The organism is Bartonella sp. SD1336NMGDW, from assembly GCF_042193565.1.
Lineage (GTDB): Bacteria > Pseudomonadota > Alphaproteobacteria > Rhizobiales > Rhizobiaceae > Bartonella > Bartonella grahamii.
Genome location: NZ_JBHILW010000003.1, coordinates 87,459 through 101,808 on the forward strand (window position 1 = coordinate 87,459; position 14,350 = coordinate 101,808).

The window sequence follows — 14,350 nt, forward strand, 5'->3', positions numbered from 1 at the left end:
CTTTTTATAATTAGGTGAATGAGAGGCTTTGAATGGTATGCTCGTAATATTGATTTTAAAAGTTAAATTTTATCATTTATAGACAATTCAGCGTAAGGATCTTTTATGGAAAGCTTTTGCAGAATTTCTCTTTCGAGCTTTTCCATTTGATATGCTTCATTATCAGTTTCATGGTCATAGCCAAGCAGATGCAAGATACCATGAACAATCATATGCGTTAAATGGTCTTGAAATGTTTTTCCTTGTTTTTCTGCTTCGAGAACAACAGTCTCTCGCGCAATAATAATATCACCGAGCATGGGACCAGGAGGATTTCCAGCTTTAAGTGGAAAAGCAGGAAAGGATAATACATTAGTAGATTTGTTTTTGTTGCGCCATTGTGCATTGATTTGTGCCATATGTTTATCATCCGTAAAAAGCAGGCTAATCTCGCTTACAACATTTTCCAATGAAACATGATGCATAGTCGTCATTAATGCTTTTTCAGTGATATTATAAAGCATTTTCTCATCATTCCACCCTGCGCTTTTGACCATTATATCAATAATAATCATGATGAATCAAATTCATTTTTTAATGCATCGCATGCGAATGATTTTTTTTTATTTTGTATTTCGGAATCACGATCATAAGCACGAACGATAGCAGCAACAAGTGGATGGCGTATAACATCTTCTTCATCAAAATGTACAATTGCAATATTTTCTACATTTGAAAGAATGCGAATTGCTTCAATGAGACCTGATTTTTGCCCTGTAGGCAAATCAATTTGGCTTACGTCACCGGTAACAATCATACGTGTTCCTTCACCAAGACGTGTGAGGAACATCTTCATTTGCATGGGCGTAGTATTTTGTGCCTCATCAAGAATAACAGCAGCATGGGCAAGTGTTCGTCCGCGCATAAAGGCAAGAGGAGCAATTTCTATGACACCAGAAGCTAAAATGCGTTCTATTTTTTCAGCGGGCATCATATCATAAAGAGCATCATAAAGTGGTCGTAAATATGGGTCGACTTTTTCTTTGAGATCACCGGGAAGAAAACCAAGATGTTCTCCAGCTTCAACAGCCGGACGTGAGAGAATAATTCGCTCAATGATACCACGTTCTAGAAGCATTGCAGCATGAGCAACAGCAAGATACGTTTTGCCTGTTCCTGCTGGTCCTACACCAAATACAAGCTCAGTATGCTCCATAGCGCGTATGTAAGCATCTTGTGTTGGAGTTCTTGCATGAATTATTTTTTTATGGGTACTCAACCGTGCTGGTATACGTTTCGTTGCAGATTTGTATGTTATTGTGTCTTCTTTCTGCTTCTTTGGTATATTTGCCATAGCAAGTGCTCCTTTTATATCTGATAAAGTGAGCTCTTGATGTGTTTGGGCACGTTCATAAAGTTGCTGCAATACATATTGCGCACGTTTTATAACAGAAATACTTCCACGGATTAAGACTTCATTACCACGCGGATGAATACTAAGTTCAAGTTTTTTTTCGATATAAGCGAGATTTTCGTCAAATTTACCAAAAACTGCTTTTGCATATTTATTATTTTCGAAAATCAAAACAACTTGGCTCGGATCTGAAGCGCTTGTTTGTTTCAAGTTATCAGCCTTTTCAAGGGACATATTTACTTTTTCTTTAATACGCTTTATTTTTTCGGTTGAAGCTTTCAGCCTATTCTCCATATCTACATAAATATTGCACGTTTTGTTAAGTAAATTTTATAAAAGACAATTTTTTAGAAAAGTGCACGTTTTAGATGTAATCATTTTCTTTTAAAATAAAAGAGTTTTCCAAAATATTTATTGTGAACAAGGTTTTAGAGGTATGTTTATCTATTTGTCATTTCACCAACAAAACTGTTTGAGCTTGCATTTTTAATATGAATTTCTATTACGCTACCTGTAGAGGCTTCTGTATCTACGACAACAGGTAAAAGCCAAGGGGAACGTCCTACCATTTGCCCTGAGTGACGTCCAGGTTTTTCGATGAGAACGTTAGTTTTTTGACCAATTTTAGAACGCAAAAACGCATTTTGTTGTTCAAGGAGAAGGACTTGTAACTGTTGAAGGCGGGCATCTTTTACAGATTCATCAACATAATTTTTCATTGTGGCTCCCACTGTTCCAGGACGGGGAGAATATTTAAAAGAATAAGCTGAACTGTACTGTACTTGTTGAATAAGTTTAATGGTTTCTTCAAAGTCTTCATCTGTTTCTCCTGGAAATCCTACAATGAAATCGCCTGAAAAGGCAATGTCTGGCCGTGCGGTTCGAATTTTTTCGATAAGATGAAGATAATGAGAGCTTTTGTGTTGGCGGTTCATAGCTTTTAAGATGCGATCTGAACCTGATTGAACAGGAAGATGGAGGTAAGGCATTAACATATCAAGATCTCGATGCGCGGCAATAAGGCTATCATCCATATCACGTGGGTGGCTGGTTGTGTAACGCAAACGCTTTAAACCATCGAGTTTTGCAAGATGATAAAGAAGATCGCCAAGACGCCAAGTTTTGCCATCAGCACTTTGTCCATGCCAACCATTGACATTTTGTCCAAGCAGTGTAATTTCTTTGACACCCGCTTCGATGAGTTGAAGGGCTTCTTCAGTAATTTGCTCAACGGATCGTGATATTTCGGCACCGCGTGTATAGGGCACAACACAAAAAGTGCAAAATTTATCGCAACCTTCCTGTACTGTTAAAAATGCGCTAACACCTCGTTTTCTTACTGCATGTTTATTATGGGGTGGCAAATGAGCAAATTTATCTTCAACAGCATAGTCTGTTTCGATAATTTTTTTTCCTTGTTTGGCCTTCTCTAACAATTCTGGCAAGCGATGATACATTTGCGGACCAATAACAAGATCCACTGTTGGAGCACGGCGCAAGATCTCACTTCCCTCAGCTTGTGCAACGCAACCCGTTACACCAACCATCAGGGGTTTATCAGGTGTGCGCTCTTGACGCATAACGCGCAAACGACCGAGATCAGAATAAAGTTTTTCTGCTGCTTTTTCACGAATATGACAGGTATTAACAAGAATAAGATCGGCATCATTGGGAAATTGTGTTGTTACATAGCCTTGCGAACTGAGGCTATCAGTCATCCGTTGGCTATCATAAACATTCATTTGACATCCATAGGTTTTGATAAAAACCTTTTTCGGAGCAACAGGAGGTGTATTTTTAGGATTTACTTTATTCATGGTGCATGTGTAAATGTTTTTTACACAAATCTCAATCTATTTACTTAAAAGTTTTTTGCATGATAATTGCATCACCACGACCATTTTTTGACGGGTAGTAGGCAAGACGTTCAGAAATTTTTTGAAATTCAAAGCGTTGATAAAGGTTCAAAGCAGAAAGGTTTGTGGCTTCTACTTCCAAGAATAATTTTATAGCGCCTTTGTCGTGAAGATGGTGAACTGTTCTTTCGATCAGAAAGGTACCAATTCCTTGTTGACGATAATGAGGGTGAACAGCAATCGTGATAATTTCTGCTTCATCAAGGATGAGACGGCATAGGCAAAAGCCTAAAATTTGATCAGAGCGATCGATGAGAAAAACTTTGTATCCGAAGATAGAGTGATCTGTTAAGAAATTATCAAAAGCTTCTTTTCCCCAAGACGGGGTAAAACAATGTTGATGAATTTGATGAAGAGGAGCACTATCATTAACTTGTAGCGGAGCAATTCCAAAAATCTTTTTTGTCAATGAAAATTTGGGCATTATTTTTTTTGTGGTAAAGCAAAATTGGTTTGTTGTTTTGCATCAGCGCTGCGTAGATAGAGTGGGCGAGGCGAATTTTTTGATTGTTTGTTTGCAGCAAGATAAGCATAGTTTACAATATCAGCCGCTTCGCAGGGGATTTTTTCTAGGACAATTTTTTCGTTTATTTTATGGCTTTTAATATGCTCCACAACGGCATCAGCAGCTGGGCCAGTCAGTCGGGTTTTTTTTGGCAAATCTTCGAGGATATTTTCAATTGTTTTTAATCCCGGCGCTCCTAAAGGTGTGAGATCATTATGAAAATTTTGATGGTAGAACATCTCTCTCCCTGCTTCAATGACAACAGTAATTGCTGATGCTGTACTTTTACTGTTTATTACTTGTGCTGCTAACGCTTCAAGAGCACTCACTCCAACAGCAGGTATTTCAAGTGCTAATGCCAAAGCGCGCGCTGTTGCAACACCGACACGTACACCAGTAAATGATCCAGGTCCAATATTGACAGCAATACGCTCAACTTGATCAAGCGTCATATTGGCTTGTGTCATTATTTGTGTAATCTGCCCAATAAGTTTTTCAGCATGTCCTTTGTTCATGCGCTCATTGATACGCGCAATAACAGATTTATGATGAATGAGCGCAACAGCACAATAAATTGAAGCAGTATCTATAGCAAGGATAAGCATAAAAATATTTTAGTCGAATAAAATGATAAACAAAAGTCCTGCTGTATTTTTAATCTTTTTATTATCGTATATTTCATTTATAAGAGAGTTACTAGTGCCAATAAGCAACAATATCTTTTTATGGGATAGAACGAGATGTTGATTTAATCCCTATTTGTTATCACTTTTTGAATGAGTACCTTGAATATTGTAAGATTCTCTTATCTCAAATATACTTATGGCAAAACAATTAAAGTTATTAGCTTGTAAATTACAAGCGAAATTAGGGTGTGAATAAAAACTCCTTTTACGAATCGTTTAAATGTAAGGATTGTCACAACATTTTAAGCTATCAAATAGTACGACGATGCCACTTATATTACATAGTAAGTAAAAGTAATTTAAAAGGGGGAAAGCCATGACCCCATATTTTTTCCAAACAAGAGCATATTTTATCAGTCTTTGTATAAAAACTTCAGCGTAATGAGAAGATGAAAGAAATGGCATTGTTTTACATGAGTTACGTATTTGATACTACGTCATTGCAAATCATTATGGACTGAAAAGCTAATTGAAAAAGTAATTCTGATAGTCTTCACTTAACATAACAGCTCTTTCAATTTTTTGTATAGAATAATGAGCAGTTTTTTAGAACTTTTGCTGGTTTTATAAAAAACTGCTTTTAATACTTAGTGAGCCTTTGAATTGATTGCATGCTCTGTTGAAAAAAATAATAAATGCATATTTCAAAATGTTATATGGTTCAGATCAATTAATCCTATCATGATAAGGCTACAAGCGCCAAGAAGGAGTATGGAGGAAGTTGAAGCTAAAATAACGCGCCATCCTGCTTTTTTTAATGAGCGGATATCAACACCTAATCCTAAAGCTGCCATTGAAATGACCGTGAACAGTTGAGCAATAAGTTTGATTGGATTGATAGCCTTTTCAGGGATAAGACCACTTGAGCGAACAAGCATCATGATAATAAAGCCAATGATAAACCATGGGACGAGAGTGTGTAGACGAAAATGTGTTTGTGCTGATCGACGATAGATGATGGATAGGATAAAAATAACAGGGCCCAACATTAAAACCCGCACCAATTTGACAATTGTTGCAATTTGAACGCTTACGAAAGATATTGGCGCTGTTGCTGCTAAGACTTGTGGTACAGCATAAACAACCATTCCTGCAAGCACACCATATTGGTTAAATGATAAATTCAAAAGTGGGTGTAAAAAAGGGAGAAATAAAATAATAAGAACCCCTAAAAGAGCGGTAAAAGCAATTGCTGCCGCTACATCTTCATGTTTAGCATGGATGACAGGGGCAGTTGCAACGATAGCTGAATTGCCACAAATGGCATTACCACAAGCGACTAGCATTGCTAAATTGGCAGAAAGTCCAAAAAGTCTGCCTATAACAAAACTAATGAGGATGGTTATAAATATAACGAATACGATGCTTGCAAGCAAATTCCAACCGGCTGAAAGAACAGCATGGATGCTAATGCTTGCCCCTAAAAGAACAATAGCAATTTCAAGAAGCGTTTTTGCACAAAAGGTTATACCTTTTTGGAAATATTTTGGCAGATTAAAACAGCTACGAGTAATGGATCCTAAGAGAATTGCCAAAACAAGGCTTTCAAGCCATGCTTCTGCGGAAAACAGTTTTTCTATCACTTCTAAACCATAAGCTAAGGCAGATATGAGCAGGCATAATAGAATACCTGGACCAAAATTATTCACAAGGGAAAGTTTTTTCTTTGACATTTTAATATTCCCTCATAAAAAGAAAAAAATAACAAGTAAGAAGAGACAATGGGCATTAGAAGCGAGTTTTAAAGATTTGTTCGTGCTTGTACAGCTGCTGCTAAAGTTCCATCATCAAGATAATCAAGTTCGCCTCCTACAGGAACACCATGAGCAAGTCGCGTAATTTTAACTGAAAAATTGGAAAGCTGATCGGTGATATAGTGAGCAGTTGTTTGACCTTCGACAGTCGCATTGACAGCAAGAATAATCTCCCTAATAGGGTTTTGTACAACACGTTGTATTAAGGTGGCAATGTTGAGTTCGTCAGGACCTATTCCATCTAAGGGGGAGAGTCGTCCACCCAATACATGGTAACGTGCGGCTAAAGTTTTTGCGCGCTCAAGAGCCCACAGATCAGCAATATCTTCAACAACGATAATTGTTGTATCATCGCGGCGAGGATCTGTACAAATTGAACAAGGATCAATGGTATCGACATTTCCACAAACAGAACAAATGCCAACTTTTTCTATAGCTGCTTGTATAGCTGCTCCTAAAGGCTCCAGCAATGTCTCTTTTTTTTTGATAAGATGAAGCGCAGCACGACGCGCTGAACGTGGACCAAGACCTGGTATACGTGATAAAATCTGAATGAGACGTTCAATCTCAGGTCCTGCAATGTATTTAGACATATTTTTGTCCCAAGAAAAAGATCCGTTTCATTAAAATGGAAGCTTGAAAGCTGAAGGGAGCGGTAACCCTGCCGTTATACTTTTGGTTTTTTCTTCTATTGCAATTTCGATTTTTGTTCTTGCTTCATTATAAGCTGCCATAATGAGATCTTCGAGAATTTCAGCTTCCTCAGGGTTGAGTAATGAAGGATCAATTTGAATTGCTGTTATAATATTTTTGCCATTTAAAGTGATATTGACGAGCCCCCCCCCTGCAGTGCCGGTAGCTTGCAGATTAGCTATTTCTTCCTGAATCTTCTGCATTTTTTCTTGCATTTCTTTGGCTTTTTTCATCATGCTCATCATTTCACGCATAGGAATAGGTATCCTTATTCATCATTGATATCATTTTTATTTTTTAAAATATCAGCATTTTTAAAGGTATTGGGGAGTAAATCAAGATCATTTTCTTCTTTATTGAGTCGAATATCGACAATTTTTGCTTCTGGAAAATGGTTGAGGATTTTCGCGATATCTGGATCTGTTTCTGCATTGGAAAAAAGAGTCTTTTGAATCGCTATACTTTCCTCCTGTAAGGTTGGGCCACCTCCTTCATTAACAAAAGTTATTGTCCAGCGTTTTTCAGTCCATTGAGATATCTTTTTTTCTATATCATGAGCAAGAAATTGAGGGGTATTTTCAGAAAGTCTTAAGGTAATATGCCCAGCTTCAAAAGAAACAGGATGAACAAATTCTTTAATAAGGAGTTTGAAAGGAGCATCATTATGCTGTTCGGCTAATTGAACAATATCGTGCAAAGAATTAATCACTAGAGTTTTAGGTTGAGTAATCTTTTCCGTTGTTTGCGTGACAGAATGCGATAAATTTGCACTCTTTTCAGAAAGATCAATAGATTGAGAAGTTTCAAGAGTTTCTGTTATTTCTTGGGCGTTGATTTTGTCAGGGTTTCGATTTCTAACTAAATTTTCCTGTTTTAAGGAATGATCTAATTGGTTTTTCAAGGATGTTTTTAAATCTGATTGATCTGGTAATGTATTTGAAACGCTCGAGGAAGCATAGGCTTCGACCATTGTTTCTTTTGTTATATTATTTGTATTTGTAGATTCTTGATGAGAAGAGTTTTTAACCAATGTGAGAGATGTTTTTTCTTGCGTAAGCTTTTTTAAAGCTTCATCAAGAGTTGGTAACTCAGCCGTGTGAGCAAGACGAATTAAAAGCATTTCAGCGGCTTGAAGCGGACGTGCAGTTTGATTAACTTCCTGCAAACCTTTGAGTAACATTTGCCAGTTTCGGGATAAAACAGGAACGGAAAGTTTTTTTGAAAAGTTTAAGCTTCTTAAACGTTGTTCTTCAGTCAGTGAGAAATCTTCCACTATTTCTGGTGTAAAACGTAAACGTGTAACCAGATGATTAAAATCGGCTAGTTCTGTCAATACAGTAAGAGGATCAGCACCTGCCTCATATTGACTGCGTAATTCATGTAATGCATTAACAACATCGCCCTTCATGATAAATTCAAAAAGATCAATAATACGTGCTTGATCCGCTAATCCTAACATTGTACGCACCGCAATGGCATTAACATTGCCATTGCTATGGGCAATCGCTTGATCAAAAATGGATAATGCATCACGTGCAGATCCTTCTGCAGCACGGGCAATCATAGAGAGTGCTTGATCTTCTACTTCTACCTTTTCATATTTCGCAATTTGGCGCAAATGTGCACTCAAAGCTTTTGATTCAATACGCCGCAAATCAAAACGTTGGCAACGCGAAAGGATTGTAATAGGAACTTTGCGAATTTCTGTTGTGGCAAAAATAAATTTCACATGGGACGGTGGTTCTTCAAGAGTTTTCAATAAACCATTAAAGGCTTGTGTTGAGAGCATATGTACTTCATCGATAATATAAACCTTATAACGTGCAGAAACAGGACGATAGCGTATTTGTTCAATAATTTCACGAATATCATCAATGCCCGTATGAGAAGCGGCATCCATTTCTATAACATCAATATGGCGTCCTTCGATAATTTGTGTGCAATGTTCACCAAGAGAGTCTAATACGGTTGTCGGTTGGTCAATATCTTTTGTTTTATAATTAAGCGCACGTGCCAAAATACGTGCTGTTGTGGTTTTACCTACGCCACGAATCCCTGTTAACATCCACGCTTGTGCAATACGACCTTTTTCAAAGGCGTTGGTGAGAGTACGCACCATAGCTTCCTGACCAATAAGGTCAGAGAAGTTTTGGGGTCGATATTTACGAGCAAGAACACGATAGGCTGTTTCTACCGGTACATTTTCCATGAATATTTCCAACTTCGAAGTTCTTTATGCGTACATCTTGATAACACAAAAGCATAGATCAATACTGTAGTTTCATATAAAAGGATTTTTTCTTAATCAAATTATTTATGGGACAATTTGTTAAAAAATAACCAAACCCCTTTATTTGCTGCATACAAATGCCGCTCTGAAGATTAAAAATACCTCGCTAAAAGACAGCATAAAAAATAATTTCTTCAGAAAAATAGGAGGTTGGCACGATGACCCGTACCAGAACTCGTTGGGGCTGCTTCTTTCCAGACCTGACCCAGTTGGCGAGCAGTTCGTCCACCACCAACCTCCCAAGTTCATATTGTCGATTTGGAATGAAAAATCAAGCTCAGAAACGAAAAATATCCTAAGAACGACGAAGAATTTTCCTTTGCGTTTAATTTATTGACATATAAACAACAAAGAGATTATGGATTTATCAGTTTTCATAGCAGTAGCTCTTCATATTTATTTGGTATGAAAATATTTTTCGCTTAAGATAATCTGAATGTATAATTATTCTCATTCGCTGAAATATGTAAGAGTTTTAGGATAGATATGTCTGTTCTAAAACTACGAAATTGAATCATCAAAAATTTACAACAGTCAAAGAAGCAAATAAAGTAGATAGATCATGTAATTGGCTAACATTCGAAAGTTAGGGGGAAGAGTGCTATTTAAATAATTAGCAAATATTGCTTTAATGATGTTGCTCCTCTCACACAAAACAGAACATCTCAAACAGAACAACTTAATGTTGTTCATTTACATGCTTTTTAAAGAGCTATTGCTCAGTACTCTTAACGATATTTCAAACCCCGCTCGTAAATAGTATACATATTTCCCTTGAGGTGTAAATCCATTGTGCACTATCCTCTTTATGCTTAATAAAAGTATAAATTTGAGCTCTCATACTATTAACAATTCCCAATATTGCGATCCCTTGCACTTGAGAGGCTTTATAAGAAGCTTTTTTATTCTTTTTTAATCGTTTTTACTCACACACCACCTCCATTTGTAACTTTCAAGGAAACGATTTTAATTGATTTAATATGAAGATTTAAGATGGGAGGATCTTACTTTATTCGTGGTTGTAATTCAGTATAAAAAAATCAAAGTCTTATAATGATAAGTCAATATCTTAAATAGCTTATAAGACCACCACCTGATTTCTATAGTGAATGAGAATATCAAATACGTAATATTTTTTCTTTTAACATATACGAATATAAATACTGAGTAGATGTTATCGCTCTTTGCGTGCTTGTTCTTTTAATTAAAAAACATCGATGTTTATCACAAGATGGATCAATATATGAATTTTCATCATTTGAGAAAAGGTTTCATATATTTTTTAAGTGACTGTGCTCATACAAGAGAAGATGCAACATTCAGCGCTATAGAAATAAGGGGGTACTGGTTTTATAAGCGTAAAAATGGTTCTTATTCGATATAAGCGACATTTTATAGTTTCAAATCTGTTTATCTAAGTGATTTGGGTAAGATGTGCTTCATAGCACTTAAAATGAAGCAGCTACGAAGATAGAAGTCATATTCTTATTAAAAAATAGCTCTGATAGTAGAAAATCCAGAACAATTTAAGTTTAGTCTTTTAGTTTTTGCAAAAGTCCTTTAATATCTAACGTTCTGAGCAGCTTAAGGTTTTCCATATTAGTATAAAAATACCTCTTCGGCGATTAGTTTTAATAGCTCATTATGCTGTATTTTGAAAAAATAACTGAAAAAAATAAATCTACTCAAATTTAGATGTTACAGAAATATTATTAATCATAATCTCCTGTGTCACAATTGGTTCCAACAACTTTTTTCTTCGTAATATTTTTAAAAATATAATGTCCTGACGAAGGAAAACTTATATGAAGAGATTTTATATTTTTTAGTGTAAAGACCTTTTTTTCTTTATCATGGGTTATTTTTTTTTCATCATCAACAACAATTCTCAATTTGTTTAGATCAGAAGGGGTAGAGTATGATAAAGTGAAGGATACTTTATTCGGTTTAAAGATACTACAAGAGTATTCAACTCCTTGATGGACAATATCGGATGGGGTGATCACAACACTTTCATCCAGCGCAAAATTCCATTTTTTCTCACCAAAGCCAGCAAATGCAACACTAGAGTAGGCGAGAATATTTGCGGCTAATAATCCTTGCGCGAAGATTTTTTTCATTATCCTTTCCTTTTTTCTAAAGTGAGATGAATCATAAATCAGTTTTTATAAAGATGAAAGTTCAAACTTAATGCTAAAAGCAGGTTTGAGTTGTATTTTCTAGCTTTAAACCATGTTCAGACTAATATCATTCTAATAAATTTGAATGTTCTATCATGTATAATAATTTGAATTGTTTTGAGAGTTAATTAGAAGTTCGTTATCTTTATTGGCATAAACTATCAGAAGAAATGACTTGTTTCAAGAACCTCTCTATAATATATAAAGGGAAATATATGGTACAAGTGTTTTTATTTTTGGTTACTGTGTTTTTTACATTGGTTTTTATACAAGTTGAATTGCTTTTTATCATGATATAATTTGTGAAAAAGTATTATGGAAATAATTTATATATTCTTTTATGAACCGTTTTTTCTTCTTCAGTTTTTATGAAGGGTGTTGAGTAGAAAAAAACGAGCTCTTCCAAGATGCGTCGCATCATGAAATTTTTACGATGCTCTTTGATATCAGCAAAGAATGATGGCAGTTTAATTGCTTTTATATATACGATGTTCGATCGTTTTGTGCTGGATAAGTACCGATAATACGCAGTTCTGCAGAAAAGAAAGATAATTCTTCTAAGGCAAGTTTCATCATCGGGTCTTCAGGATGTCCTTCAATATCAACAAAGAATTGTGTTGCATTGAAATTTCCACCAATTTGATAGCTTTCTAATTTTGTCATATTGATACCATTCGTTGCAAATCCTCCCATAGCTTTATAGAGAGCAGCTGGGACATTGCGCACTCGAAAAAGAAGACTGGTGATGATTTTTTCGCCATTTTTAGGTTTGGGGACATGTCGTTTGGAGCGTGAAAGGATGACAAAACGGGTAATATTATGAGGGTTATCTTCAACATCTCTTTCAAGAATATCAAGTCCATAGAGTTCTGCTGCGATTAAAGGTGCTAAGGCAGCCTGTGAGCGTTTAGCATTTTTTTTAATAAATTTTGCAGCTCCAGCAGTGTCTGTAGAAACAACAGGTTTCCAACCGTTGTTTCGTATGATTTTTCGGCATTGTGCAAGGGCATGCGTATGGCTGTGGACGGTTTTAATTTCGTCATATGTAACGCCGGGCAAAACCATTAATTGAAAATGGATAGGTAAAAAATATTCATCAATAATATAAAGAGATGATTGCGGTAAAAGATGATGAATATCTGCAACGCGTCCTGCAAGAGTATTTTCAATAGGGATCATAGCAAGATCAGCTTTCCCACTTTCCACTAAATTAAGCGCGTCTTCAAAAGTAGCAGAGGGAACAGCATCCATATTGGGGAACATATTGGAGCAAGCAATATGGGAATTAGCGCCGTATTCTCCTTGGAAAGAAATTTTATTGGTTTTTTTAAGTATTTTCATGCTAAAATCTCACAAACTCTATCGAGATCATGTTGTGTGTCTACACCTAAGGGAATTGTATCGACTATTTCCACATCGATACGCATATTGTTTTCTAATGCACGTAATTGTTCAAGTTTTTCACGTTGCTCAAGTGTAGAGGGTTTGAATGATACAAATTTCTCAAGTGCTTCGCGCCGATAAGCGTATATTCCAATATGATGATAAAGAGGACCATCTCCATAAGGTGCTGTGGTACGCGTAAAATAAAGAGCACGAAGGCGATTTTGAGAAAGAGGTGTACCAATGATTTTGACGACATTGGGATCTCTTTTTTCATTTTCTTCAATGATTCGAGCACCCAAGGTTGCAATATCAGTAAAGCTATTTTCTAAAGGGCGTAGCGCATGAATGATTTCACGAGGCATTATTGTTGGTAAGTCACCTTGTATATTTAAAATGGTATTGTAACGTTGTTTCGGATCAATACGCATTAAAGCTTCATAAATACGATCAGATCCAGACTTATGATCACCTTGTGTTATGATACATTCATGCCCATAATCTGCAACAGCTCTAGCGATATCATTATGATCTGTTGCAATGATCGTACGCCCTATTGCAGCTTTTTTGGCTTGTTCTGCGACATGAACAATCATCGGCTTTCCGCCAATTTCAGCGAGAGCTTTTCGAGGAAGACGGGTTGAGCCTATACGAGCAGGAATAAGAATAATTGGTTCAAGAGCCATTGTAAGATTCCAAATGTCATCTGTGATGCATTTATGATGTTGTGTGTTATAAAGAAAAAGCTTAAACTAAAAATGGTAATGAAACCGTGAACATTTGAGTTTTTATGAATCGCCCGAGATTTATTTATTTTATTTGTGCTTGTTTATGTGTTCTGGTTATTATTGTGGGGATTTCCACACTCAGTAATATAATTTACGATCATCCTACATCAGTCCAATACTATTATACAGTTGCCAAGAATGATACATTTCAAGAAAAACAAAAAGCACCTGATGTTTCCCTATCACTAAATAGCCGTCTTCAACAAGGCAATTTTGAAAATGGCCGTAAACTTTTTCGCCAATGTGCCATATGCCATACTTCTGGACGCAATGAAGCAGGGCGTGTTGGTCCAGTTCTTTGGGAGATTGTTAACCGCCCTTTGGCATCAGCAGCAGGTTTTGCTTATTCACGGGCATTGCGTGCTCATTCTGATCAAAAATGGGATTTTGTAACGTTAGATCGTTATCTACATTCTCCACGTGAAGCTTTTCCTGGGACCATTATGTCTTTTCGTGGAATTAAAAATGACCAAGATCGTGCCGATCTTTTGCTTTATTTACGCAGTTTATCCGATCATCCTGTTCCTTTACCAATGGATAATAATAAAGCAAAAGAGCTAAATTAACTTATACCATAAATGTTAATTTTAGAAAGATGTCTGATTTTTTTGTAATTTTAGTTTCACTGTTTTATCAAAAGAGTTCTTATTGATGTTTTGTTAGGGGGAACGCCCCTCACGCAAAACAGAATACATTTAACGTTGCATATTGACTCGCTTATTTTAAAGAGATCTTTTATAAAAATGCACTCTTTACGCTGTC

13 protein-coding genes and 1 other RNA gene are annotated in these 14,350 nt (G+C 36.1%); 1 reads left to right on the forward strand and 13 read right to left on the reverse strand.

All coding sequences use genetic code 11. The annotated features are described in order from the left end of the window. Positions 1-62: 62 nt before the first annotated feature. From ybeY to ACFIKH_RS03220, 13 genes are all read right to left on the reverse strand, one after another. Positions 63-554: an rRNA maturation RNase YbeY gene (gene ybeY / locus ACFIKH_RS03160; RefSeq protein ID WP_375625647.1), complete on the reverse strand. Its 492-nt coding sequence runs from the start codon at positions 552-554 to the stop codon at positions 63-65. After that, entirely contained in the window at positions 551-1,675 is a 1,125-nt protein-coding gene (locus ACFIKH_RS03165) for a PhoH family protein (RefSeq protein WP_375626873.1), read from the reverse strand. The genes ybeY and ACFIKH_RS03165 overlap by 4 nt, the downstream gene beginning before the upstream one ends. Before the next feature lie 158 nt (positions 1,676-1,833). Continuing rightward, positions 1,834-3,210: a tRNA (N6-isopentenyl adenosine(37)-C2)-methylthiotransferase MiaB gene (gene miaB / locus ACFIKH_RS03170; RefSeq protein ID WP_375626768.1), complete on the reverse strand. Its 1,377-nt coding sequence runs from the start codon at positions 3,208-3,210 to the stop codon at positions 1,834-1,836. 40 nt (positions 3,211-3,250) lie between these two features. Beyond that, a complete protein-coding gene (gene rimI / locus ACFIKH_RS03175) occupies positions 3,251-3,733 on the reverse strand; it encodes a ribosomal protein S18-alanine N-acetyltransferase (RefSeq protein WP_375626770.1) in 483 nt (160 codons plus the stop codon). Next, on the reverse strand, positions 3,733-4,419 hold the full coding sequence (tsaB, locus tag ACFIKH_RS03180) for a tRNA (adenosine(37)-N6)-threonylcarbamoyltransferase complex dimerization subunit type 1 TsaB (protein ID WP_375626772.1): 687 nt from the start codon (positions 4,417-4,419) through the stop codon (positions 3,733-3,735). The genes rimI and tsaB overlap by 1 nt, the downstream gene beginning before the upstream one ends. 725 nt (positions 4,420-5,144) lie before the next feature. Next, positions 5,145-6,173, reverse strand: a complete 1,029-nt coding sequence (locus ACFIKH_RS03185) for a YeiH family protein (RefSeq protein WP_375626774.1) — start codon at positions 6,171-6,173, stop codon at positions 5,145-5,147. 68 nt (positions 6,174-6,241) lie between these two features. Next, positions 6,242-6,847 (reverse strand): recombination mediator RecR, encoded by a 606-nt coding sequence (recR, locus tag ACFIKH_RS03190; protein ID WP_375626777.1) that lies wholly within the window; start codon positions 6,845-6,847, stop codon positions 6,242-6,244. A gap of 30 nt (positions 6,848-6,877) precedes the next feature. Next, complete coding sequence (locus ACFIKH_RS03195; protein ID WP_375653783.1) at positions 6,878-7,201, reverse strand: YbaB/EbfC family nucleoid-associated protein; 324 nt, start codon at positions 7,199-7,201, stop codon at positions 6,878-6,880. Positions 7,202-7,215: 14 nt separating this feature from the next. Beyond that, entirely contained in the window at positions 7,216-9,156 is a 1,941-nt protein-coding gene (locus ACFIKH_RS03200) for a DNA polymerase III subunit gamma/tau (RefSeq protein WP_375653785.1), read from the reverse strand. Between the two features lie 223 nt (positions 9,157-9,379). Beyond that, positions 9,380-9,477: signal recognition particle sRNA small type (gene ffs / locus ACFIKH_RS03205), an RNA gene on the reverse strand. A gap of 1,472 nt (positions 9,478-10,949) precedes the next feature. Beyond that, positions 10,950-11,357: a hypothetical protein gene (locus ACFIKH_RS03210; protein ID WP_375670262.1), complete on the reverse strand. Its 408-nt coding sequence runs from the start codon at positions 11,355-11,357 to the stop codon at positions 10,950-10,952. A gap of 537 nt (positions 11,358-11,894) precedes the next feature. Continuing rightward, a complete protein-coding gene (locus ACFIKH_RS03215; RefSeq protein WP_273787808.1) occupies positions 11,895-12,758 on the reverse strand; it encodes a prephenate dehydratase in 864 nt (287 codons plus the stop codon). Beyond that, a complete protein-coding gene (locus ACFIKH_RS03220) occupies positions 12,755-13,486 on the reverse strand; it encodes a 3-deoxy-manno-octulosonate cytidylyltransferase (RefSeq protein WP_375670976.1) in 732 nt (243 codons plus the stop codon). The genes ACFIKH_RS03215 and ACFIKH_RS03220 overlap by 4 nt, the downstream gene beginning before the upstream one ends. Before the next feature lie 104 nt (positions 13,487-13,590). Here ACFIKH_RS03220 and ACFIKH_RS03225 point away from each other — a divergent pair, with 104 nt between their 5' ends. After that, the gene (locus tag ACFIKH_RS03225; RefSeq protein ID WP_375648542.1) at positions 13,591-14,154 is read left to right on the forward strand and encodes a c-type cytochrome; all 564 of its coding nucleotides are present in this window, start codon (positions 13,591-13,593) and stop codon (positions 14,152-14,154) included. Positions 14,155-14,350 lie beyond the last annotated feature (196 nt).

Excerpts from the sequence above, each read along its gene's own strand:
- ACFIKH_RS03215 (WP_273787808.1), bottom strand. The coding sequence starts at position 12,758 with ATGAAAATACTTAAAAAAACCAATAAAATTTCTTTCCAAGGAGAATAC.
- ACFIKH_RS03195 (WP_375653783.1), bottom strand. The coding sequence starts at position 7,201 with ATGCGTGAAATGATGAGCATGATGAAAAAAGCCAAAGAAATGCAAGAA.
- miaB (WP_375626768.1), bottom strand. The coding sequence starts at position 3,210 with ATGAATAAAGTAAATCCTAAAAATACACCTCCTGTTGCTCCGAAAAAG.
- tsaB (WP_375626772.1), bottom strand. The coding sequence starts at position 4,419 with ATGCTTATCCTTGCTATAGATACTGCTTCAATTTATTGTGCTGTTGCG.
- ACFIKH_RS03225 (WP_375648542.1), top strand. The coding sequence starts at position 13,591 with ATGAATCGCCCGAGATTTATTTATTTTATTTGTGCTTGTTTATGTGTT.
- ACFIKH_RS03200 (WP_375653785.1), bottom strand. The coding sequence starts at position 9,156 with ATGGAAAATGTACCGGTAGAAACAGCCTATCGTGTTCTTGCTCGTAAA.
- ACFIKH_RS03220 (WP_375670976.1), bottom strand. The coding sequence starts at position 13,486 with ATGGCTCTTGAACCAATTATTCTTATTCCTGCTCGTATAGGCTCAACC.
- recR (WP_375626777.1), bottom strand. The coding sequence starts at position 6,847 with ATGTCTAAATACATTGCAGGACCTGAGATTGAACGTCTCATTCAGATT.
- ACFIKH_RS03185 (WP_375626774.1), bottom strand. The coding sequence starts at position 6,173 with ATGTCAAAGAAAAAACTTTCCCTTGTGAATAATTTTGGTCCAGGTATT.
- ACFIKH_RS03210 (WP_375670262.1), bottom strand. The coding sequence starts at position 11,357 with ATGAAAAAAATCTTCGCGCAAGGATTATTAGCCGCAAATATTCTCGCC.
- rimI (WP_375626770.1), bottom strand. The coding sequence starts at position 3,733 with ATGCCCAAATTTTCATTGACAAAAAAGATTTTTGGAATTGCTCCGCTA.
- ybeY (WP_375625647.1), bottom strand. The coding sequence starts at position 554 with ATGATTATTATTGATATAATGGTCAAAAGCGCAGGGTGGAATGATGAG.